The 20,683-nt window shown below is 69.9% G+C and carries 18 protein-coding genes and 2 tRNA genes; 10 read left to right on the forward strand and 10 right to left on the reverse strand.

The window, feature by feature from the left end:
* Nucleotides 1–93: 93 nt before the first annotated feature.
* The 4 genes from OHS59_RS28020 (at nucleotide 94) to OHS59_RS28035 (ending at nucleotide 3,785) form a co-directional block, all read left to right on the forward strand.
* Nucleotides 94–873 carry an HAD-IIA family hydrolase gene (locus OHS59_RS28020; protein WP_328496122.1) on the forward strand — a complete coding sequence of 260 codons (780 nt, stop codon included), beginning with the start codon at nucleotides 94–96 and terminating at the stop codon, nucleotides 871–873.
* A gap of 122 nt (nucleotides 874–995) precedes the next feature.
* Complete coding sequence (locus OHS59_RS28025) at nucleotides 996–1,610, forward strand: hypothetical protein (RefSeq protein WP_328496123.1); 615 nt, start codon at nucleotides 996–998, stop codon at nucleotides 1,608–1,610.
* 6 nt (nucleotides 1,611–1,616) lie between these two features.
* On the forward strand, nucleotides 1,617–2,309 hold the full coding sequence (locus tag OHS59_RS28030; RefSeq protein ID WP_328496124.1) for a class F sortase: 693 nt from the start codon (nucleotides 1,617–1,619) through the stop codon (nucleotides 2,307–2,309).
* Between the two features lie 456 nt (nucleotides 2,310–2,765).
* Complete coding sequence (locus tag OHS59_RS28035) at nucleotides 2,766–3,785, forward strand: glycoside hydrolase family 6 protein (RefSeq protein WP_328496125.1); 1,020 nt, start codon at nucleotides 2,766–2,768, stop codon at nucleotides 3,783–3,785.
* A gap of 84 nt (nucleotides 3,786–3,869) precedes the next feature.
* On the opposite strand, the gene OHS59_RS28040 is transcribed toward OHS59_RS28035, so the two are convergent.
* The 4 genes from OHS59_RS28040 to OHS59_RS28055 all read right to left on the reverse strand — a co-directional run bounded on the left by OHS59_RS28040 (nucleotide 3,870) and on the right by OHS59_RS28055 (nucleotide 9,153).
* Complete coding sequence (locus tag OHS59_RS28040) at nucleotides 3,870–5,807, reverse strand: kelch motif-containing protein (protein WP_328496126.1); 1,938 nt, start codon at nucleotides 5,805–5,807, stop codon at nucleotides 3,870–3,872.
* A gap of 135 nt (nucleotides 5,808–5,942) precedes the next feature.
* Complete coding sequence (locus OHS59_RS28045; RefSeq protein WP_328496127.1) at nucleotides 5,943–7,946, reverse strand: glycosyltransferase family 2 protein; 2,004 nt, start codon at nucleotides 7,944–7,946, stop codon at nucleotides 5,943–5,945.
* 314 nt (nucleotides 7,947–8,260) lie between these two features.
* Complete coding sequence (locus OHS59_RS28050) at nucleotides 8,261–8,971, reverse strand: FadR/GntR family transcriptional regulator (protein ID WP_328496128.1); 711 nt, start codon at nucleotides 8,969–8,971, stop codon at nucleotides 8,261–8,263.
* 108 nt (nucleotides 8,972–9,079) lie between these two features.
* Nucleotides 9,080–9,153: transfer RNA gene (locus tag OHS59_RS28055), tRNA-Lys, on the reverse strand.
* A gap of 305 nt (nucleotides 9,154–9,458) precedes the next feature.
* Between OHS59_RS28055 and OHS59_RS28060 the strand changes: the two genes are divergently transcribed.
* The 6 genes from OHS59_RS28060 (at nucleotide 9,459) to OHS59_RS28085 (ending at nucleotide 16,255) form a co-directional block, all read left to right on the forward strand.
* Nucleotides 9,459–10,856 carry a peptidoglycan-binding protein gene (locus OHS59_RS28060; protein WP_328496129.1) on the forward strand — a complete coding sequence of 466 codons (1,398 nt, stop codon included), beginning with the start codon at nucleotides 9,459–9,461 and terminating at the stop codon, nucleotides 10,854–10,856.
* A 136-nt stretch (nucleotides 10,857–10,992) separates the two neighbouring features.
* Nucleotides 10,993–12,183, forward strand: a complete 1,191-nt coding sequence (locus tag OHS59_RS28065; RefSeq protein ID WP_328496130.1) for an SPFH domain-containing protein — start codon at nucleotides 10,993–10,995, stop codon at nucleotides 12,181–12,183.
* Nucleotides 12,170–12,970 carry a nucleoside/nucleotide kinase family protein gene (locus OHS59_RS28070; protein WP_328496131.1) on the forward strand — a complete coding sequence of 267 codons (801 nt, stop codon included), beginning with the start codon at nucleotides 12,170–12,172 and terminating at the stop codon, nucleotides 12,968–12,970. Before OHS59_RS28065 ends, OHS59_RS28070 begins: the two co-directional genes overlap by 14 nt.
* Nucleotides 12,971–13,157: 187 nt before the next feature.
* A complete protein-coding gene (locus tag OHS59_RS28075; RefSeq protein WP_328496132.1) occupies nucleotides 13,158–13,802 on the forward strand; it encodes a lytic polysaccharide monooxygenase auxiliary activity family 9 protein in 645 nt (214 codons plus the stop codon).
* Between the two features lie 145 nt (nucleotides 13,803–13,947).
* Nucleotides 13,948–14,514 carry a DUF3592 domain-containing protein gene (locus tag OHS59_RS28080; protein ID WP_328496133.1) on the forward strand — a complete coding sequence of 189 codons (567 nt, stop codon included), beginning with the start codon at nucleotides 13,948–13,950 and terminating at the stop codon, nucleotides 14,512–14,514.
* A 55-nt stretch (nucleotides 14,515–14,569) separates the two neighbouring features.
* Nucleotides 14,570–16,255, forward strand: a complete 1,686-nt coding sequence (locus OHS59_RS28085) for an AMP-binding protein (protein ID WP_328496134.1) — start codon at nucleotides 14,570–14,572, stop codon at nucleotides 16,253–16,255.
* 45 nt (nucleotides 16,256–16,300) lie between these two features.
* On the opposite strand, the gene OHS59_RS28090 is transcribed toward OHS59_RS28085, so the two are convergent.
* From OHS59_RS28090 to ehuB, 6 genes are all read right to left on the reverse strand, one after another.
* Nucleotides 16,301–16,374, reverse strand: a tRNA-Lys gene (locus OHS59_RS28090).
* A gap of 155 nt (nucleotides 16,375–16,529) precedes the next feature.
* A complete protein-coding gene (locus tag OHS59_RS28095) occupies nucleotides 16,530–17,288 on the reverse strand; it encodes an IclR family transcriptional regulator (protein ID WP_328496135.1) in 759 nt (252 codons plus the stop codon).
* A gap of 256 nt (nucleotides 17,289–17,544) precedes the next feature.
* Nucleotides 17,545–18,363: an ectoine/hydroxyectoine ABC transporter ATP-binding protein EhuA gene (gene ehuA / locus OHS59_RS28100; protein ID WP_328496136.1), complete on the reverse strand. Its 819-nt coding sequence runs from the start codon at nucleotides 18,361–18,363 to the stop codon at nucleotides 17,545–17,547.
* Complete coding sequence (ehuD, locus tag OHS59_RS28105; RefSeq protein ID WP_328496137.1) at nucleotides 18,353–19,003, reverse strand: ectoine/hydroxyectoine ABC transporter permease subunit EhuD; 651 nt, start codon at nucleotides 19,001–19,003, stop codon at nucleotides 18,353–18,355. The genes ehuA and ehuD overlap by 11 nt, the downstream gene beginning before the upstream one ends.
* Nucleotides 19,000–19,719, reverse strand: coding sequence for an ectoine/hydroxyectoine ABC transporter permease subunit EhuC (gene ehuC / locus OHS59_RS28110; RefSeq protein ID WP_328496138.1), 720 nt, complete (start codon nucleotides 19,717–19,719; stop codon nucleotides 19,000–19,002). Before ehuC ends, ehuD begins: the two co-directional genes overlap by 4 nt.
* Entirely contained in the window at nucleotides 19,716–20,651 is a 936-nt protein-coding gene (ehuB, locus tag OHS59_RS28115; protein ID WP_328496139.1) for an ectoine/hydroxyectoine ABC transporter substrate-binding protein EhuB, read from the reverse strand. The genes ehuC and ehuB overlap by 4 nt, the downstream gene beginning before the upstream one ends.
* Nucleotides 20,652–20,683 lie beyond the last annotated feature (32 nt).

Consider the following 20,683-nt stretch of genomic DNA (forward strand, 5'->3'; position numbering starts at 1 on the left):
TGGCTAGGCTGGGGGCGTCGGCACACAGCTGTGTCCGGTGATGCGGGCGCACCCGCACGGCTCACGCAGAACGCGTACGGCAGGAGACGGCACATGGCAGAGCGCAAGCCCATCGAATCGTGGCTCACGGACATGGACGGGGTGCTCATCCACGAGGGTGTGCCGATCCCCGGCGCCGACGCCTTCATAAAGAAGCTCAGGGAGTCCGGGAAGCCCTTCCTGGTCCTCACCAACAACTCCATCTACACGGCCCGTGACCTGCACGCCCGCCTGCGCCGGATGGGCCTGGACGTGCCGGTCGAGAACATCTGGACGTCCGCCCTGGCCACCGCCCAGTTCCTGGAGGACCAGCGCCCCGAGGGCTCCGCGTACGTCATCGGCGAGGCGGGTCTGACCACCGCGCTGCACGACATCGGGTACGTGCTGACCGACCACGACCCCGACTACGTGGTCCTCGGCGAGACCCGTACGTACTCCTTCGAGGCCATGACGAAGGCGGTGCGGCTGATCAACGACGGCGCCCGTTTCATCGCCACGAACCCCGACGAGACCGGCCCCTCGGCCGAGGGCGCGCTGCCCGCCACCGGAGCGGTCGCCGCGCTGATCACCAAGGCGACCGGCAAGCAGCCGTACTTCGCGGGCAAGCCGAACCCGCTGATGATGCGGACGGGACTCAACACCATCGGCGCGCACTCCGAGACCAGCGCGATGATCGGCGACCGCATGGACACCGACGTGCTGGCCGGTCTGGAGGCGGGCATGGAGACCTTCCTCGTCCTCACCGGTCTCACCACCCGGGCGGAGATCGAGAAGTACCCGTACCGCCCGTCCACGATCGTCGACTCCATCGCGGACCTCGTCGAACGGATCTGAGCCACCCGTACGAGCCACCCGCACGGGCCACCGCACGAGCCACCCGTACGGAGCAGTGGGCCCCCTCCCCGGATGCGTCCCCGAGTCCCGGGGAGGACGCTCCAAGTGTCTGGAGGTTCACGATGGGTTCACTGCGACTCGCTCTCTGTGCCGGTGCGGCGGCTGCCGCCGCACTCGCCCCCACCGCGTACGCCGCCGACGGAGGTGTCCGGGTGACCCCGGGCTCCCCGGCCCCCGGCAGCGACATCCGGCTGCGGGTCCAGGGGTGCACCGGGATGACCGGCACCGCCGCGTCCGAGGCGTTCGTCGCCGACGCGCAGCTCACCGGGACTCCCGGGACCCTCAGCGGCGAGACCCGTGTCCGCTCGACGCTCGACCCCGGCACGTACGACGTCAAGGTCACCTGTGACGGCTTCGAGCACAAGATCAAGGGCACGGTCACCGTCGCCGACAAGAAGCAGCGCGAAAAGCGGGAGCGGGAGCAGAAGGAGAAGAAGCGGGAGCAGGAGGAGCAGAAGGGGAAGCGGGATCCCGCGTCCCCTGCCGCGTCCGCGCCCGCCTCCCCCGTCGCCCCCGTGCACGCGGGCGGTGGCGGTACCGCCCGGCTCGCCGCCGCCGAGGCCCGCTCGGAGGGACCCGGCACCCGGCACGCGGTCGTCGGCCTCGTCCTGGCCGGAGTCGCCGCCGTCGCCGTGGCCGTCAGCAGCGCCCGGCGGTCGCGCGGTCGCGCGGACTGAGCGGCCATGTCGAAACGCGGGCATCGCGAACGGAGCGAACCCCGGGAGCACGCCTCGGGCGGTGGCCGGCTCCTGATGGGAGTGGCCTGGGCGCTGCTGCTGCTCGGACTGTGGCTGTGGGGCCGAGAGGTCACCGACGTACGGCAGGGCATATCCTCGCCGACCACCGGTGACGTGGCGGCGGTCGGACGGCCGCTCGGTGTCGAACTGCCGCCCGCGGTCCGGCCGCTGCGGGCCGCGCGGCCCCAGCGCGTGGACGTGCCGGCCCTGGGCGTCCAGGCGCCCGTGGTGAGCCGCGGGCTCGACCCGCGCGGGGCGATCGATCCGCCGCCGTACGGGCAGCCGGGGACGGTCGGCTGGTACGAGGACGGGGTGCGGCCCGGGGCGGCCGGGACCGCGCTGCTCGTCGGGCACGTGGACACCGACACCCGGCCCGCGGTCTTCTACCACCTCAGCGAGGTGCGGCCGGGCGCGGAGGTCCGGGTGGTCCGGGACGACGGCACGGTCGCCGAGTTCACAGTCGAGGACGTACAGGTCTTCGCCCGCGACCGCTTCGACGCCCGGAAGGCGTACGGGGTACGGCAGACCGGGCGCGCCGAACTCCGGCTCATCACGTGCGGCGGCACCTTCGACCGGGACAGCCGCACCTACACGGCGAACGTGGTCGTCTCCGCGTACCTCAGCGGCACCGGTCGATGAACGGATGAGCGGACGGGCGGTGGCAGCACCTTGCCCGGTCGACGACCCGCTCCCCCCGGAGCCGTCGACCGGGCTGGTCCTCGACCGTGCGCGCACGGGCTGCGGGAGTAACCCGGCGACCGGCACGGGAGGTTCAGGGTCCCATCCGGGTGTGTGCGGATGGTCGGACAGCCGGGGGCCCGGGCCGTCTGAGACGACTCTAGAACGTATGAGCGTTCCGGCCTAGGGTCTGAATGACGCCAAGTCCCGCTCCGGTGGCACTGAGTTATCCGCGCAGGTGGCCGGAGTGCCGTGGCAGCGGCGAGGCGGGTCCGCGGGCCCCGCTGCCCGCCCCGCGGCAGCCCGGTCGTTCATCGCTGTAACAGCTGGCCGACAAGGCGTGACTGTGCTCGTGGGCGGCCCGACACGTATGTCAGGATTGATACTTCGGACGGTGCACCCGAGGGGGAGTTTTCGATGTACGGGAGCAGGGGGGCCGGGGCAAGGGCGTCCGTGGCGGTGGCCGGAGCTGTGCTGCTGCTCGCAGGATGTTCGTCCTCGGACGACGGCGGCGACAAGGACAAGTCGGGCGCCAAGGTGAGCCAGCAGCCCAAGGACAAGGACCCGTTCTGGGTCAACCCGGAGGGGAACGCGGCTGAGCAGGTCGCCACCTATGAGAAGGACGGCAAGGACGAGGACGCCGAGCTGATCCGTACGATCGCCGAGCAGCCCACCGGTCAGTGGCTCACTCCGGAGAACGCCGAGCAGGAGGCGCGCGGTTTCACCGAGGCCGCCGCGAAGGCCGACCGGGACGCGCTGCTCGTCGTCTACAACATCCCGCACCGCGACTGCGGCCAGTTCTCCAGCGGCGGCGCCGCCGACGGCAACGCGTACCGGGGCTTCATCGACCAGGTCGCCAAGGGCATCGGCGACCGGGCGGCCACGGTGATCCTGGAGCCGGACGCGGTCCTGCACATGGTGGACGGCTGCACCCCGGACGAGTTCCACGAGGAGCGGTACGACCTCCTGCGGGGCGCGGTGGAGAAGTTCGAGTCGCTGAAGAACACGAAGGTCTACCTGGACGCGGGCAACGCGGGCTGGGGCAAGCCCGACGACATCGCCGAGCCGCTGAAGCTGGCGGGCGTCGAGAACGCGAGCGGCTTCGCGGTCAACGTGTCCAACTTCTACAAGACGCCCGACAGCACGAAGTACGGCAAGGAGCTGTCGTCGAAGGTCGGCGACAAGCCCTTCGTGATCGACACCAGCCGCAACGGCAACGGCCCGTACACGGAGGGCGATCCGGAGGAGAACTGGTGCAACCCGCCGGGGCGCGCCCTGGGTGAGGCACCCACGACGAAGACCGGTGACGACCTCGTCGACGCCTATCTGTGGATCAAGCGGCCCGGCGAGTCCGACGGCACCTGCAAGGACGGCCCGAAGGCGGGCCAGTGGTGGCCGGAGTACGCGCTGAAGCTCGCGAAGGCGAGCAAGCAGTAGCCATCCGCTCGTCATGTGACTGGGGCGCCCTCCGCATGCGGAGGGCGCCCCAGTCACGCGACGACTGCTGTCGTCAGGCCGGTGTCAGGGGATCTTCACCCACTGGGCCTTGCTCGGGGTGCCCTGGTCGTCCGTCACGAACAGCATGTACCAGCCGGACTCGACGAGGTTGCGGCTCTTCGGGACGGTGACCTCGATGCCGTTCTTCGTCTTCTCGAAGTCCAGCGCGATCGACCGCTGGTCGACGTCGGTTACGTGCGTCGAGGCGCTCGGCCGGATCAGCCGGGCCGACTTGATCGACGAGGAGTGCTTCGACGTGAAGGCCGCCGACTCACCGCGCGCGATGGTCTTCGGGCCGCCGGAGAGCGTCGGCCGCGAACCCTGGAACAGGTACGGCGGCGTGTAGATCTCCACGCGCTGCTCGAACTTGCCCGGCTTCGTGTTGGCCTTGTCGGCGTAGAGCGAGTCCGAGCCGAAGAACATCACGCGGCCGTCGGGCAGCAGGATCGAGCCCGAGTGGTAGTTGCGGCCCACCAGCGGGTCGGCGACCCGCTTGAACTCGTTGGTCTTCGAGTCGTACATCCGCGCCTGGAGGATGTTGGTGTCGCCGCGCCCGCGGTAGTCCTCCGAGCCGCCCGACACCAGCACGTCGTCGTCGGGGAGGATCGAGTACTGCGGGTAGCGCGTGCCCTTCTCCATCTCGGGACCGTCGGTGAACTTCGGGTTGTCGGCCAGCAGGTCGATGATGCGGGTCTTCTTGCTGGACAGCTTGGACTCGCCGACCCCGCCGCCGCCGATCACCATGTACTTCTCGTCCTGCGCGGGCGGCAGCAGCACCGTGCCCGCGGTCTCCAGGAGCTTCGGGTCGGACATGCCCTTGAGCTTCTTGAACTTGTTCGACTCCAGGTCCCAGACGCCCGGGTCACGGCCGACGTCGTCGGGTCCGTAGCCGGCGTTCGCGCCCGAGTAGAACAGCTTGCCGTTCTGCATCAGGGAGATCGCCGGATAGGTCGGGAACTGCCGGACGCCGTCGGTGTACGTCCACTTCTTGGTCTTCGGGTCGTACACCTCGTTCTTGCCCGGCACCAGCTGGCCGATCTCGTCCAGGCCGGAGAGGCTGAGGATCTTGCCGTCGGACAGCGTGGTGAGCGTCGGGTACCAGCGCGCCTCGTTCATCGGGTCGACCTTGATGTACTTCTCGGCGACCGGGTCGAACTCGTAGGCGTCCTTGATGCCCTGGAAGTCCTTCTTGTCGAGGGCGAGCTTCTGGGCGATGCCGTACGTGTTGCGCGCGTCGGCACCCGACAGGCCCTGCACGCGGTAGTTGTCCTGCGTGCCCGTCTCGTACTTGGAGCCGCTCTTCTGCGCCTCGACGTAGATCCGGCCGAGGCCCGGTTCGTTGCGCAGGAACTTGCCGGTCGCCTTGTCGAAGACCTTCTTGGCCCGCTCGACGACGACCGGGTCCTTCGACACGAACGTCTTGCCGTTCTCCTTGCCGGAGAAGCGGGTTCCGGCGGGCAGGGTGATCGGCTCGTCCGGGTTCTCGTTGTGGACGACCATCAGGCCGCCCGCCTTGGTGATGTCGCCCTTGAGCTTCTCGTAGCGCTTGGTGCCGCCCGCGATCAGCAGATTGCCGTTGGGCAGTTGGGTGTGGCCGGTGCAGAACAGGTCGGCCGGCGTCGGGACCTTCTTGATCGTCTTCTTGACCGGGTCCCAGATGCGCGTGTCGAACTTCTTCGCGTCGAAGTTGTCCTGGTTGTTGCCCGAACCGGCGATCAGCAGGATCTTGCCGGTGTGCAGAAGCGCGGCGTGAATGGTGTTCAGCCGGTACTTCTCGGGGAACTCGACGATGTCCCACTTGCCGTTCGCGGCCTTGTACTCAGGCCTGTTGATCTTGTACTCGTGGTACTGCTCCGACCCGAAGCGGTACAGCGCGGGTCCGTTCATCCCGGCCAGCGCAAGCACCACCGCCGCACCTATCGCGATGCGGCGGGCACGGCGGCGGCTGGAACCGTCTTTCACTTCAAATCCCGTCTAACTCGGCTTGCTTGACTGGCCCGGCGTGGCGGCCGGCGGCGACCGGAAGGATCTTCCGGCCCCGGCCCGACCGCCGGCCCGGCCCCTGGGAGGAGATACGTGGCGCGGCGGCCGCGTATCTCAGTTCCCGGACGAACGGTGCTGCCCCCCGAGGGAGATCTGCACGGTCTGGTCGTTCCCCCCGCCCGACGCCCAGCTGGGCTTGTGCTGAGGCGCGTGCTGGGCCGCGTGCTGAGGGGCCGGAGACTGCTGTGGCTGGAGCGGGATCCGGCTGTCGTACACGGGCGCCGGGGCGGCCGGTGGCTCCTGCGGGGAACCCTGCCGGTGCTTTCTCCCCTTCTTGTCCTGTCGCATCATCCAGCGCCAGGCGAACATCGGCGAGGCGGTGATGAGCAGCGCGAACGTCGCCCAGATGATCATCGCCGGGTGGGCGTGACCGTAGACGAACCCGGCGGTGATCGAACCGATGAAGATCGCGATGAAGTACCAGTGGTACCGGAACGTGCCGAACCAGGTGTCCGGGCTCGCGGAGTCGCCCTTCGGGGTGACCACGAACTTGCTCTTGCGCCGCAGCACCGAGTCGATGAGCGCCTTCGCGTACAGCGGCGCCGACAGCGCGGACATGATCATGCCGGCCACGCCGCCGGAGCCCTCGGGCTCGTGCGGCGAGACGTTGTGGCGGCGGTTCCAGACGTAGAGCCCGATCTGCAGCGCGGAGGCGTTGCCGTAGAGCATCAGCCAGATCGCCGGGTCGATGTTCACACCCGAGGCGCCGAGACCCAGGAACAGGGCACAGCTCAGCGCGGCCAGGATCCAGTTGAGCGCCGACATCGGGTAGAAGATGATCATCATCGTGTAGTTGAAGAACTTACTCGGCGGCAGCGAGTAGGCGCCCTTCCAGTACTGCTTGAGGATCGTCTCGTACGTACCCCGTGACCAGCGCATCTGCTGGGTGAAGAAGTCCGTCCAGGCGTTCGGGCCCTCGCCGACCGCGAGGACGTCCGGGGTGTAGACCGAGCGCCACTTCTTGCCCGTCACCGGGTTCTTGTGGCGGTGGATCTCGAAACCGGTCGCCATGTCCTCGGTGATCGAGTCGTACAGACCGCCGATCTGCTTCAGCGTCTTGATGCGTACGGCGTTGGACGTGCCCACGAACATGGGGGAGCCGTAGGCGTTGCCCGCCCGCTGGATCAGCGCGTGGAACAGGAACTGCTGCGACTCGGCGGCCTTGGTGATCGGGTTGTCGTAGTTGCCGTAGACCTGCGGGCCGATCACGAAGCCGATGTTCGGGTCGCGGAAGAAGCCCAGCATCCGCTCCAGGTAGTTCGGCAGCGGTACGTGGTCGGTGTCGACGGAGGCGAAGAAGTCGTAGTTGTCGCCGTGCGCGTCCAGCCAGGCGTTGTAGTTGCCGTGCTTGGTCTTGGCGCGGTGCGGGCCCTTCTTCTGGTTCCACTTCGCGACGCCCTTGCGGGAGAAGTGGTGCACGCCGAGGCGCTCGCAGACCGCCTTCACCGCGGGGTCGTCGCCCTCGTCGAGCAGCCAGACATGCATGAGGCCGCGGTGGCGGATCCGGACCGCGGCTTCCAGGGTCTTCGTCACCATCTCCAGCGGCTCCTTGCCGGGCACGAAGGAGGTGAGGAAGGCCACTCTGGTGCCGGTCTCGGGCACCACCGGGATCGGGTCGCGGGCGACCAGCGTGGCGTGCGCGTTGGACAGCACGTTCATGCAGCGGAACAGCTCGATCAGACCGATCGAGACGAGCATCACCATGTCGAGCGCGGGCAGGAAGTCGTACGCGGGATAGTCCCGTTCGGTCCAGTGCGTCGGCTGGAGCAGCCAGCCGAGCAGCACGAGCGACAGGAGCGGCGCCGCGCCCAGCATCAGGGCGGCGCGCAGCCGGTGCGGCTCCTGCGAGAGCAGCGTGCGGTACTGCACCTTGTACGGCTTGCTCGGATCCGGTTGCGTGAGAGGACCCGCGAGTCGGCTGTAGTGCTCGTAGTCGTATCTCGGCAGGTTCTTCTTGATTCTGCGGAAAGTGCCGGTCCGCGTCTGTGACGGCACCCTCAGCTGGGTGGTCTCGGACGGGTCGGAGTTCTGCCGGGCGCCCGTCGGCGTCGACGTCATGAGTCATCCCCCCACACGCGAAGTCGCCGCGTGCTCGTTGTTCCCTTGCCGGCTCATGTCCCCCTAGACATTCACAGGCGTATCAACAGCAGGCCCCCGTCACCACATCATCCACATACCCTATAGACATGGCGGAGCGGCCTTCCGGTTGCATGATGCCCCCCTCGACATCCGTGTCTGAACGGGGCCCCAATCCCCGTCTCCGGACGCAACCGCTTTCATGCCCCCAACTGCGCTGTAACCGCAGCCTCTTGTTGCCCAGGGTTCTACGCCATTCACCATGATCGCAAGATGCGAAACACGGTGTTTACCGGTCATACGCGCTCATTGGGGAGCCTGCTGATCTCGTTCGGTACCGTTGCGGTCAACCGTGTACGGATGTTGCCGAAGTGTTCTCTTATTGCGTCCTCGGCCCGCCCGGCGTCACCGGAACGCACCGCGTCGAGGATCTCCCGGTGCTGCCGGCAGGTGACCTTCGGATCCTGCGGAAACTCCACGAGATCCGTGCGTACGCGGTGGAAGGCGTCCCAGAACGCCTCCAGGAGCTCGCTCAGCAGCAGGTTGCCCAGACCCCGATAAAGGGTGGCGTGAAAGGCGCGGTCGGTCTCGGCGAGACCCGCGCCGGCGCCGGCTTCGGCCTCCATGCGGTCGACCAGCGCGTCCAGAGCGGCCAGGTTGTCCGGCGGGACGTTGCCCGCGACCCGGGAGACCAGGCCGGTCTCCATCGCCTCGCGCAGCTGCAGCAGCTGCAGGAGGCTGTCCTCGCCGCGGTAGTGCCCGGCGACCGTGCGGAACGCCAGGCCCTCGATCATCGGCGCCATGGACATCGGCCCGACATAGGTGCCGAAGCCGTGCCGGATCTCGACGATGCCCATCGCCTGGAGAGCCTTGAGGGCCTCGCGCACGGAGTTCCGGCTGGCGCCGAGCAGCTCCATGAGGTCGGGCTCGGTCGGCAGTACGGCGCCCGAGGGCAGCCGACGGTCGATGATGAGCTTCTTGATCTGCTCCTGGAGGTCGCGCGCCATGGCGAGAGGGTAGCGGGCCGTACGGGGTCGGCCCTACGCGAAGAGGCTCCTCGCTTCTCGCGAGGAGCCTCTTCCCTACTGCTTGTGCAGTTCTTGCCGCACCTCTTGTGCGCCGCCAGGGACTCGAACCCCGGACCCGCTGATTAAGAGTCAGCTGCTCTAACCAACTGAGCTAGCGGCGCGTGTGGCTCTCGCCGACGCGAGAACTCTACCGGACCTTCGGGAGCGGTCCGACCGCAGCTCCGGCGGGGGCCGGCCGCGCAGTTCCCCGCGCCCCTGGCCGGGCCGGGGCACAGCCCCGCTTTTCAGGGGCGCGGGGAACTGCGCGAGCAACCCGCACCGGAGCCGCAGCCGAAATCGAACCCCACCGCCGGAGGGGGCCGACTACATCATTCGGACCGTCAACATGCGGTATAGGCGACAAGTTGCGAAACTGACGAACGTGCAGACGCGCGGAAAGCTCACGCAGGACAGCGAGGGGAAAAGCATGACCGCTCCGGCATTCGAGGAATTCGATCCCGAGAGCGATTGCGACTGCCCCGGATGTACACACTGGCGGCACGTGCTGCCCCATTCCGCGGCCGTCGGCGGATTCGGCGGCCACCCGGCGGCCCATTCCCCGGCTCTCGGCCCGATCCTCACCCGCGCAGGGGGCGCCCCCATCGCGCTCGTTCTCGCGGCGGCCGCCGCCGGCACGGCGCTCGGCGCCGCGGGCGCCACCCCCGCCCTCGCCGCCGCGCACGCCCCGCAGCGGCCCGGTGTCCCCGCGGGGGACGACCCCGGCTCACCCCAGGGCGGCACGACCCCGCTGCACGGCCCCGGCGGCTCTCCGGCCAAGATCAAGGCGCCTCTGACGACCCGGGCCGAGATCATCAACCGGGCCAAGGAGTGGGTCGTCGCGCAGGTGCCCTACAACATGGGCGCGTACTGGTCCGACGGTTACCGCCAGGACTGCTCGGGCTTCGTCTCGATGGCCTGGAATCTCGGCGGGAACGAATGGACGGGCAGCCTCGACAAGTACGGCGTCCGAATCGCCCGGGACGATCTCCAGCCGGGGGACATGCTGCTCTTCCACAATCCGTCCGACCCCGAGAAAGGTTCGCACGTCGTGATTTTCGGCGGCTGGACGGATTACACGCGGAGCCACTACATCGCATACGAGCTGACCCGCCCGCACGCCCGCAGGGTGGTCACTCCCTACGCCTACTGGAGCAATTCGGACCGCTATCTCGCCTATCGCTACAAGGGAGTCAGGTCGGAGCCGGTCAAGGGCGGCACCGTCACGCCCGTCACCTCGCCGGCCACGGCCGCCTTTCCCGGGGCGGCAGCCTTCGGTCCCGGCGCGAACAACGCGTACGTCACCCGGCTCGGGCGGATGCTCGTCGCACGGGGCGCGGGGAGTTTCTACACCTCGGGGCCGGGGCCGCGCTGGTCGGACGCGGACCGGCGGGCGACCCGGGCGTTCCAGCAGGCGCAGGGCTGGACCGGGGCGGACGCCGACGGGCTGCCGGGGCCGGCGACCTGGTCGTACCTGGTGAACGGCAAGGGCCGTGACGTCAGGGCCGCGAACGCCGGCAGCCCCGGCAGGCCCGGCGGCCCCGGTACTCCCGCGAAGCCCCCGGCCGGAGGGGTCGCCTCGCACGGTGTCGCCGGCTATCCCGGCCGGGCGCTGTTCCGGCCCGGCGCCGACAACGCCCACGTCACCCGGCTGGGGAGGCAACTGGTGAAGAAGGGATTCGGCAAGTACTACACACAGGGCCCGGGACCGCGCTGGGGCGAGGGCGACCGGCGCAACGTCGAGGCGTTCCAGCGCGCGCAGGGATGGCGCGGCGGGGCGGCGGACGGCTACCCGGGGCCGGAGACCTGGCGGCGCCTCTTCTCCTAGCGCCCTGCTCTCAGCGCTCGGCTCTCAGCGCCCTGCTCTCAGGGCTCGGCTCTCAGGCCCGGTTCTCGGAGCCCTTCTCTCACGGCGGTTCGTTCCACACGGCAGTTCTTCCCGGTGCGGAGGCACGGAGGCACGTATGAGTACGACGACCACTTCACACTCCCCGGAGTCCGAGGGGCCGCCCGAGGCGGCCGGTCGGGACACCGGCGGCCGGGAGGCGGGTGGCCGCGGGGCGCGGGTCATCCACAACGAGGCGACCACCGAGATCCCGGTCCACCTGCTGTTCCGCGACGAGCCCGAGCCGGTGTCCGTGGCCCTCGCGCCCGCCGTCGTGAGCCGCAGGCGGGGCACCGGCGAACAGCCGCGGATCGCCCGGCGCACCCCGCCCCCGCTGCGGCCGAGGCCCACCCCGGACGTCGACCCCGACCTGGTGGAGCGGCCCGCCCGGGTGCTGCCGGGCATGGCCGGAGTGCTGGCCGGCGCCGTCGGTGCGACCGGGTGCGTCCTGGCGTCGTGGTGGGCGGGCGCCCTGCCGCCGCTCGCCGTGGACGCGCTGGGCCTGCCGGCGCACACCGGTGCCGGGCTCGGCGGCCCGCAGTGGGCGGCGCTCGCGGGCTGCGGCGCGCTCGCCCTGTTCGGGTTCGGCGGGCTGGCACGCGGCCGCACCGGACGCGCCTGGGTGCTGGGCCTGTTCGGCCGCTACCGTGGCACGGTCCGGCGCACCGGGCTCATGTGGGTGAACCCGCTGGTGCTGCGCCGCCGGATCGACGTACGGCTGCGGCACTGGCGGAGCGAGGCGATGCCCGCGGTCGACGCGAACGGGGTCGCGCTGCGTGTCGTCGTGCTCGTCGTCTGGCGGGTGCGGGACACCGCCCGCGCCGCGCTCGGGGTCGAGGACCATCAGCTGTATCTGCGCGAGTGCGTGGAGGCGGCGCTCGCCCGGGTGCTCGCCCAGCTGCCGGCCGACCTCTCGCCGAACTCGCCGGGAGCGGCGGACGCCGCGACCCTGCGCAACACGGAGGCCGTCAGTGACTCGCTGACCCGTCTGGTGGCGGCGGAGGCGGCGGCGGTCGGTCTCCAGGTGTACTCGGCGCAGCCGCTCGGGGTGGAGTACGCGCCCGAGATCGCCGCCGTGATGCAGCGCCGCCGGATCGCGGCCCTGGACGCCCAGCACCGCGACAAGGTCCTCACCTCGGTCGTCGACTCCGTCGAGGACACGGTGACCCGGCTGACGCTGCGCGGACTCGTCGAGCTCGACGACTACGAGCGCAAGGCCCTGGTGAAGGACCTGACGGTGGCGTTCTATACGGGGCATGGAGATCGATGACCCCCGCACCCCCACCGCCGACCCCCACGCCCCCACCACCGCCGGCCCCCACGCCCCTACCGCCCCCGACCCCCACGCCTCCGCCGCCACCGACCCCCACGCCTCCGCCGCCACCGACGGCCCCCACACCCTCGCCGACCTCGCCTCGGACGCCTGGAGCCTGACCGAGGACACCCCGCGGGCCGTACTGGGCCTGGCGGGGCCGCCCGGCGCCGGCAAGTCCACCTTCGCCCGCGCCCTGGTCGAGCGGCTCGGCGAGGGCGCCGCCTATCTGCCGCTCGACGGCTTCCACCTCTCCAACGCCCAGCTGGCACGCCTCGGCCTGACGGCCCGCAAGGGCTCCGAGCCGAGCTTCGACGTGTGGGGATACGTCGATCTGCTGCGCCGGGTCCTCGACGAGACGGTCCGCGACATCTACGTACCGGACTACGACCGCACGCTCCACGAGCCCGTCGCCGCGCGGCACCTGGTGCCGCCGGCCGCCCGGCTCGTCGTCACCGAGGGGAACTATCTCGCCTGCGATCTGCCGGGATGGCGGGACGCGTACGTGCTCATGGGGGAGTGCTGGTACGTGGAGGCGCCGGGGGACGTGCGGCAGGAGCGGCTGGTGGAGCGGCAGTTGGCGGGCGGCAAGGACAAGGCGCGGGCGCGGGACTGGGTGGCCACCAACGACGACCCGAACGGGGAACTGGTGGAGAAGTCACGGGACCGGTGTCACCGGATCCTCTCCACGATCGGCCTCCCCGTCGGCCCCTCCGAGATTGGTATGGACCCATCCCGTTTTTGACGTGGACTTGATATGGACACAGCCAAGTCCTGGCAATAATCTGGTACTTGGTCTAGACCTGAATCATCGCCTCGGACCCACACGGATTCACTCGGCTTCACCCGGGCCCCTTCGGACCCACCTCCACGCATCGCGATGCGCACGCACGGCTCACGGAACTTCCCCCACGTTCTCCAGGAGCGGCAGCATGCGAGAAACTCCCCAGTCGACCCTCCGGCCGACTCCCACCCCCCGAAAGCGGCTGAAGTGGTACGCCGCCGCCGTCGGGCTCGCCACCACCGGAGCGATCGTCCTCTCCAGCGGCGGTGCCACCGGCCACGGCTACACGGATCTCCCCATCAGCCGGCAGAAGCTCTGCCAGAACGGCGCCGTGGCCAACTGCGGTGACATCCAGTGGGAACCCCAGAGCGTCGAGGGCCCCAAGGGCTTCCCGGCGGCCGGGCCCGCGGACGGTCAGATCTGTTCCGCGAACCACGCCAACTTCGGCGCGCTGAACAAGGCGACGACACCCTCGGGCGGCGCCTGGCCGACGACCAAGGTCAGCGGCGGGCAGAGCTACACCTTCCGCTGGCAGTTCACGGCCCGGCACTCCACGACCGACTTCAAGTACTACCTGACCAAGAGCGGCTGGAACCAGAACGCTCCGCTGACCCGGTCCGCGCTGGACACCACGCCGTTCCTGACCGTCCCCTACAGCGGTCAGCCCCCGGCGACGCTCTCGCACAGCGGCACCCTGCCGTCGGGCAGGAGCGGACACCACGTCATCCTCGCGGTGTGGACGATCGCCGACACGGGCAACGCGTTCTACGCCTGCTCGGACGTCACCTTCTGACCGCCCGGCGGGCGTCTTGCGGCGCCCGCCGCGCAACTCTGAGCATCCCTTGAGGATCTCCGCCACCCCCCACGGGTAGGTTCCACGCACGTCGACATGACCATGACGGCGTGCGTGGAGCTGCACCGAATGTCGGGGGACGACCATGGATCTCTTCTTCTACGCGCTGCCCGGGCTGATCGCGGCCGCGATGCTGTTCCTGGCGAGCAGGGTGATCCGGCGCTCGCTGCAGCTCCGGCGCATCTGGAACAGCGGGCTGACCGCCGAGGCGCGCTGTCTGCGCACGTACACGACGACCAGCGGCGGCAGCGGCGACTCCTCCGTGCACACGACACTGCACCACGTCTACGAGTTCACGGCCCGGGACGGGCGCAGCATCCGTTTCGAGGAGGAGGACGGGCCGGGCACGATCGTCGAGGGTGACCTCGTCGTCGTGTACTACGCCGAGGGCGAGATGGTGAGGGCCACCGCCAGGCCGCCGGGCCACGGCAGGAACACGGCGCGGACCGCGGTGGCCCTGACGTTCCTCGGACTGATCGTGGCGGCCTGCGTCGGCTTCGCGGTCACCTACGCCGAGATGTCCGAGGCGGGCGACTCCCTCTCCGATGACTCCGACCAGGTGTTCGACGACTTCAAGTGGCCGGGGCCGGACGGCACCACCATCACGGGCCCGGACGGCGTGACCGTCACGGTGCCCCCGCAGGTGCCCTGACGGGCGGTCCCGGAGCCCTCCTCATCTGACGCTCCGTCAACTACCCTGCGCCCCCATGGGAGCCAGCAGCGTGGGGACCGGGAGTGCGGGAGCCGGCCGGCGTACCGTCGCCGAGCTCGTACAGGAGCGGTGGGGTGATCACCGGCCGGGTCTGTGGTTCGAGGAGCGCACCCTGACGCACCACGAGGTGGCCGCGGGCGCGGCGGCGCGGGCCGCACTGCTCACCGACCTGCTGCCGCCCCGCGCGCAGCCGCACGTGGGGGTGCTGCTCGACAACACTCCCGAGTTCCCCCTCTGGCTGGGCGCCGCGGCCCTCGCGGGCGCGGCCGTGGCAGGGATCAACCCCACCCGCCGAGGCCCCGAACTCGCCCGCGACATCCTCCACACCGAATGCGGTGTCCTGGTCACCGAGCGGACCCACCTCCCGCTCCTCGACGGCCTTGAACTCCCCGGCGTACGCGTCCTGGTGACCGGCACGGAGGCCTACGAGGAACTGCTCGCGCCGTACGCGGACGCCGGCCCCGGGCCGGGGACGGCCGCGGGGGTCACCCCGGAGAGCCGCTTCCTCCTCTACTTCACCTCCGGTTCGACCGGCGCGCCCAAGGCGGCGATCTGCTCGCAGGGGCGGATCGCGGCGGCCGGGCGGTCGCTGGCCGGCCACTTCGGGGTGCGCGCGGACGACGTGCACTACATCTGCATGCCGATGTTCCACGGCAACGCGGTGATCGCCGACTGGGCACCCGCCCTCGCGGCCGGCGCGGGCGTGGCGCTGCGGCGCCGCTTCTCGGCCTCGGGCTTCCTGACGGACGTAAGGACCTACGGGGCCACGTACTTCACCTACGTCGGGCGCGCCGTCCAGTACATCCTGCAGACCCCGGCCCGCGCCGACGACCGCGACAACCCGCTGCGCACGGGCTTCGGGACGGAGGCGGGGGCGGTGGACGCGGCCGCCTTCGAGGAGCGGTTCGGAGTGCGCCTCGTGGAGGGCTACGGATCGTCGGAGGGCGGGGCGGCGATCCAGTGGACGCCCGGGACGCCCAAGGGAGCGACCGGGCGGGCGGCGCCCGGCGACGACCTCGCGGTGATCGATCCGCGGACCCGCACCGAGTGCCCCGCGGCGGTCTTCGGCCCCGACGGCCTGCTGCTCAACGGGCGGGAGGCGATAGGCGAGCTGGTGAACCGCGGCCCCAACGCCTTCGAGGGCTACTGGCGCAATCCGGCGGCGGAGGCGGCGCGGGGCGGGGGCGGCTGGTACTGGACCGGCGACCTCTTCTACCGGGACGCCGACGGGTACCTGTACTTCGCGGGCCGTACGGACGACAGGCTGCGCGTCGACAGCGAGAACCTGGCCGCCGCGGTGATCGAGAACATCCTCGCCCGCTACGAGGGCGCGGACGCCGTGGCCGTGTACGCCGTCCCCGACCCGGTGGCGGGCGACCAGGTCATGGCCACCGTGGCCGGTACGTTCGAACCGCGAGCCTTCGAGGCCTTCCTGCGCGCCCAGCCGGACCTGGGCACCAAGATGGCCCCCCGGTTCGTACGGGTACTCGACCGGATGCCGGTCACCGCCACCAACAAGATCCACCGGGCGGGGCTGCGCCGGGAGGGCTTCCGGTGCGCGGACCCGGTGTGGTGGCGCCCGCCGGGGGAGCCGGGGTACCGGCCGCTGAGCGGGGCGGACGTCGAGGAACTGGTGGCGCGGTACCGGGAGCGGGGGCGCGAGGAGCTGCTGCTCAGGTGAGGTGCAACGCAAAAGGCCCCCGCTCTCACGGAGGCCTTTCTTCTGTGCGCCGCCAGGGACTCGAACCCCGGACCCGCTGATTAAGAGTCAGCTGCTCTAACCAACTGAGCTAGCGGCGCGTGACTCCCGCCGACCGCTCTCGCGGCTGGCGACAGGGAAAATACTACCCGGTCCGCGGGGGTGCTCCGGACCACCGGCGGACCATGGGCCGACCACGGGCGGTCGGCCGATGGAGGCCCGGTTGTCGCCCGGACGGCCTGCTCGGACGGCCCGCTCAGATGGCCAGCGAGAGAAGCACCGGTGCCGCGCCCCGGTTCAGCGTGTTCGCCGCCTCGCGCAGCCGGTGGGCGTGCTCCACCGGGAGGGAGAGGGCGAGGCAGCCCACGGCCGAACCCGCCGTGATGGGGACCGCCGCGCAGACCGTGCCGATCGCGTACTCCTGGAGGTCGAGCACGGGCACGGTGGGTGCCTGGGCGTCGAGCCGGGACAGGAGCACCCGTTCGTTCGTGATGGTGCGCGAGGTGAGCCGGGCCATCCGGTGGCGGGAGAGGTGGTCGCGCCGGCCGTTGAGGTCGAGCTGGCCGAGCAGGCTCTTGCCGATCGCGCTGGCGTGCGCCGCGGAGCGGAAGTCCACCCACTCGTTGACCGCCGGGGTGGCCGGGCCCTCCGCGCACTGGGTGACGTGGATCTCACCGTCCACGTACCGGCTCATGTAGACGGCGGCGCCGACCGAGTCGCGCAGCCGGTCGAGGTTCCGCTGGAGCTGGCCGCGCAGGGCCTCGTCCCGGTCGCGCACGGAGCCCAGCCGGCCGAAGGCCTCCCCGGTGACGTACGCCCCGTCCGCGAGCTGTTCGACGTAGCCCTCGCGGCGCAGCATGCGCAGGAGCGCGGTGAGGCGCTCGGTTTCGAGGCCGGTGTGCCGGGCGAGCTCGACGTCGGTGACGCCGGTGGTGTGCCGTGCCACGGTTTCCAGGACGCGCAGGGCGTCCTGCGCCGAGTGGTACGGCGCGGTCGGCTCATGCTTCAGGGCCACGATTGTCCCCCTGCGCTTTTCGGCCCGGCGCGCGGGTCGACACGGTCCGCATCGGCCTGCACATCAACGCAGCCCGGTCGGCCGGGCCTCCTCCACGATAGCCGTCAAGGCGGGTGCGGGGAGGGGCGGTTGGCGGGATTGGTGGCGCATATCAGCCCCTTCAGCAGCGGCGCACGCGTGTGGCATATGCCAACGTCATTGGCGCGAGCTGTGCGGTGCCGCACCGGATCGGCGCGACACCGCACGGCACCACGGTTCAGAGCAGCGCGCCGAGGAACTCCCGGGTCCTGTCGTGCTCCGGGTCGCCGAAGATCTTCTCCGGCGGGCCGGACTCCAGGACACGGCCCGAGTCGAACATCAGCACCTGGTCGGAGATGTCCCGGGCGAAGCTCATCTCGTGGGTCACGCAGAGCATCGTGATGTCGGTGCTGCGGGCGATGTCCCGCAGCACGTCCAGGACGCCCACGACCAGCTCGGGGTCGAGCGCGGACGTCACCTCGTCGAGGAGCAGCACCTGCGGCCGCATGGCGAGGGCCCGCGCGATGGCGACGCGCTGCTGCTGCCCGCCGGAGAGCTGGCTCGGGTACTTGTCGATGTGCTCGGCCAGACCCACCAGGTCGAGCAGCTCACGGGCCCGCTCCTCGGCCGCGTCCTTGGACATGCCGAGCACGGTGACCGGCGCCTCGGTGATGTTGCGCAGCACCTTCATGTTGGGGAAGAGGTTGAACTGCTGGAAGACCATCCCGATGTTCTTGCGGACCTCGCGGATGTGCTTCTCGCCGGCCGGGACCAGCTTGCCGTTCTTCTCCTCGTGGGTGAGGTAGTCGCCGCCCACCTTGATCGTGCCCTCGTCGGGCTTCGTCAGGGTCATCAGCAGACGCAGGATCGTCGTCTTGCCCGAGCCGGACGGGCCGATCAGCGTCACGTGCTTGCCGGAGGCGACGGAGAAGTCGAGCTCGTCGAGGACCGTGTTGTCGCCGAAGCGCTTGGTGACCTTGTCGAACCGGATCAGCTCGCTGCCGTCCACCGCCGGGTTCGCGGCGGAGTCTTCTGTCAGGGGGGTGTCAGCGGACAAGACGTCGCTCCAGGGCTCGCATGAGGAGGGAAGCCGGATAGGAAATGAGGATGAAGGCCACGCCGATGACCGTCAGCGGCTCGGTGAACTGGAAGTTCTGCTGCGCGAACAGGCGCGCCTCACCGAGCATGTCGAGGACGGTGATCGCCATCAGCATCGGCGTGTCCTTGAGCATCGAGATGACGTAGTTGCCCAGTGCGGGCACCACCCGGCGGATCGCCTGCGGCAGGATCACCGCGGTCCACGTCCGGGTCATGGGCAGGTTCAGTGCCGTGGCCGCTTCCCATTGGCCGGTCGGCACGCCCTCGATGCCGGCCCGGTAGACCTGCATCGTGTACGTCGAGTAGTGCAGCCCGATCGCGACGACACCGGTGGTCATCGCGGAGAACGTGATGTCCCACTCGGGCAGTACGTAGAAGAGGAAGAACAGCTGCACCAGCAGCGGGGTGTTGCGGATGAACTCGGTCACGACCCCGACCGGCCAGCGCACCCAGCGGGTCGGCGCCCGCATCAGCAGCGCCCACACCAGCCCGAGGACGAAGGAGATCAGCGAGCCGAGCACCAGGGCCTGCAGGGTGACCAGCAGTCCGTCCCAGAAGTGCGGCATGAAGTCGCCGACGGCACTCCAGTCCCATGTCATGCGGCACCTCCGCCGACTCCGGTGGTCTCCGGGCGATGCAGCTCGGCCTGGGACACACCCTTCTCAGGAACCTCTCCGATTCCGGCCTTCAACCGCTTCTCCAGTCCGCGCATGAGCCGCGTGAGCAGGAAGGCGATCACGAAGTAGATCAGCAGGATGTACGTGTAGATCTCCGCGCTCTCCTGCAGTGCGAGCCGCACGAGGTTCCCGCTGAAGGCCAGGTCGCCCATGCCCATCACGGACACCAGGGCGGTGCCCTTGAGCAGTTCGATCAGCAGGTTGGAGAAGGGCGGGATCATCTCCGGCACGGCCTGCGGCAGCAGGATCAGCCGCAGCCGCTGCCAGGGCGTGAAGCTCAGCGCGATACCGCCCTCGACCTGTGCCGGGTCGACGGAGTTCAGGGCGCCGCGCACGATCTCGGAGCCGTACGCCCCGTAGGTGAGGCCCAGGGCCAGGGTGCCCGCCCACATCGGGACCAGCTGCCAGCCGAAGGCCAGTGGCAGCACGAAGAACACCCAGAAGATCATGATCAGTGCCGAGGTGCCTCGGAACACCTCGGTGTAGAAGCCCGCGAGGAAGCGGACGATCCACAGCCGGTGGACGCGTGCGATGCCCACCACGAAGGAGACGGCGGCGGCCAGCAGCGCGCTGAGGACCAGCAGCTGGACCGTGACCCAGATCCCCTTCAGTACGAGTTCCCAGAGTCCCGATGTCATCCGCCGCACAACTCCTTCGCGGTCATATCGGTCATCTCGTTCTTGGTGAAGCCGAAGGGGCGCAGAATCCTCAGCAGCTCACCGCTCTCCTTCATCTTCGCGAGTTCCACGTTGAAGGCGTCCCGCAGCTTCGTCTCCGTCGGACGGAACGCGAAGCCGCCGCCGTCCGTGTGCGGCTTGCCGTCCACGAGGGGCGCGAACGGCTCGGTCGACTCCACCTTGCCGGACTTCTTGACGACCTCGCGGGTGGTCAGCGCCGTCCCGGCGAAGACGTCGACACGGCCCGCCTCGACGGCGTTCATGCCCGCGACCTGGTCCTGGACGATCAGGATGTCGCTCTCCTTGTACCCGGCCTCGACCGCGTACTGGATCTCCGCGTAGCCGGTGCCGGTCGCGAACTTCGCTCCCGACTTCACGACGTCCTCGTAGTCGCGCAGGTTCTTCGGGTTGCCCTTGCGGACGATGAAGGCGTCGAGCATCTGGTAGTCGGGGTCGGAGAAGATCACCTGCGCGCAGCGCTCGGCGTTGATGTACATCCCGGCGGCGACCACGTCGAACTGCTGGGACTTCAGACCGGGAATGAGCGAGCCGAACTCCGTCGGCACGGGCTGCACACGGTCCACCCCCAGCCGCTTGAAGATGACCTTGGCCAGTTGTGGGGCCTCACCCGTGAGCTCGCCGTTCTTGTCGATGTAGCCGAAGGGGATCTCACCGGCGATACCGAGGCGTACGACGCCCTGCGCCTTCAGCCGGTCCAGGAGATCACCGCCGTCCTTGCCCGACGCGGTGGGCACCCGGCTGCAGCCGGCGGCACCGAGCGCGCCGAGCGCCGCGACACCCGCCAGCAGCGACCGGCGGCTCGTGCCGCGCGGGCCGCGGTTCCCCACGTCCGGCGAAGCTTCCTTAGAGTCGTTCCCAATTGGTGGAGCCATGGGCGCGCGGCTACCCGAAGTGATGCAAGTTA

The sequence above is a fragment of the Streptomyces sp. NBC_00414 genome (assembly GCF_036038375.1).
GTDB lineage: Bacteria > Actinomycetota > Actinomycetes > Streptomycetales > Streptomycetaceae > Streptomyces.

Excerpts from the sequence above, each read along its gene's own strand:
- OHS59_RS28035 (WP_328496125.1), top strand. The coding sequence starts at position 2,766 with ATGTACGGGAGCAGGGGGGCCGGGGCAAGGGCGTCCGTGGCGGTGGCC.
- OHS59_RS28070 (WP_328496131.1), top strand. The coding sequence starts at position 12,170 with ATGGAGATCGATGACCCCCGCACCCCCACCGCCGACCCCCACGCCCCC.
- OHS59_RS28075 (WP_328496132.1), top strand. The coding sequence starts at position 13,158 with ATGCGAGAAACTCCCCAGTCGACCCTCCGGCCGACTCCCACCCCCCGA.
- OHS59_RS28060 (WP_328496129.1), top strand. The coding sequence starts at position 9,459 with ATGACCGCTCCGGCATTCGAGGAATTCGATCCCGAGAGCGATTGCGAC.
- ehuD (WP_328496137.1), bottom strand. The coding sequence starts at position 19,003 with ATGACATGGGACTGGAGTGCCGTCGGCGACTTCATGCCGCACTTCTGG.
- OHS59_RS28080 (WP_328496133.1), top strand. The coding sequence starts at position 13,948 with ATGGATCTCTTCTTCTACGCGCTGCCCGGGCTGATCGCGGCCGCGATG.
- ehuC (WP_328496138.1), bottom strand. The coding sequence starts at position 19,719 with ATGACATCGGGACTCTGGGAACTCGTACTGAAGGGGATCTGGGTCACG.
- OHS59_RS28020 (WP_328496122.1), top strand. The coding sequence starts at position 94 with ATGGCAGAGCGCAAGCCCATCGAATCGTGGCTCACGGACATGGACGGG.
- OHS59_RS28025 (WP_328496123.1), top strand. The coding sequence starts at position 996 with ATGGGTTCACTGCGACTCGCTCTCTGTGCCGGTGCGGCGGCTGCCGCC.
- ehuB (WP_328496139.1), bottom strand. The coding sequence starts at position 20,651 with ATGGCTCCACCAATTGGGAACGACTCTAAGGAAGCTTCGCCGGACGTG.
- OHS59_RS28085 (WP_328496134.1), top strand. The coding sequence starts at position 14,570 with ATGGGAGCCAGCAGCGTGGGGACCGGGAGTGCGGGAGCCGGCCGGCGT.
- OHS59_RS28065 (WP_328496130.1), top strand. The coding sequence starts at position 10,993 with ATGAGTACGACGACCACTTCACACTCCCCGGAGTCCGAGGGGCCGCCC.
- OHS59_RS28030 (WP_328496124.1), top strand. The coding sequence starts at position 1,617 with ATGTCGAAACGCGGGCATCGCGAACGGAGCGAACCCCGGGAGCACGCC.
- OHS59_RS28050 (WP_328496128.1), bottom strand. The coding sequence starts at position 8,971 with ATGGCGCGCGACCTCCAGGAGCAGATCAAGAAGCTCATCATCGACCGT.
- OHS59_RS28045 (WP_328496127.1), bottom strand. The coding sequence starts at position 7,946 with ATGACGTCGACGCCGACGGGCGCCCGGCAGAACTCCGACCCGTCCGAG.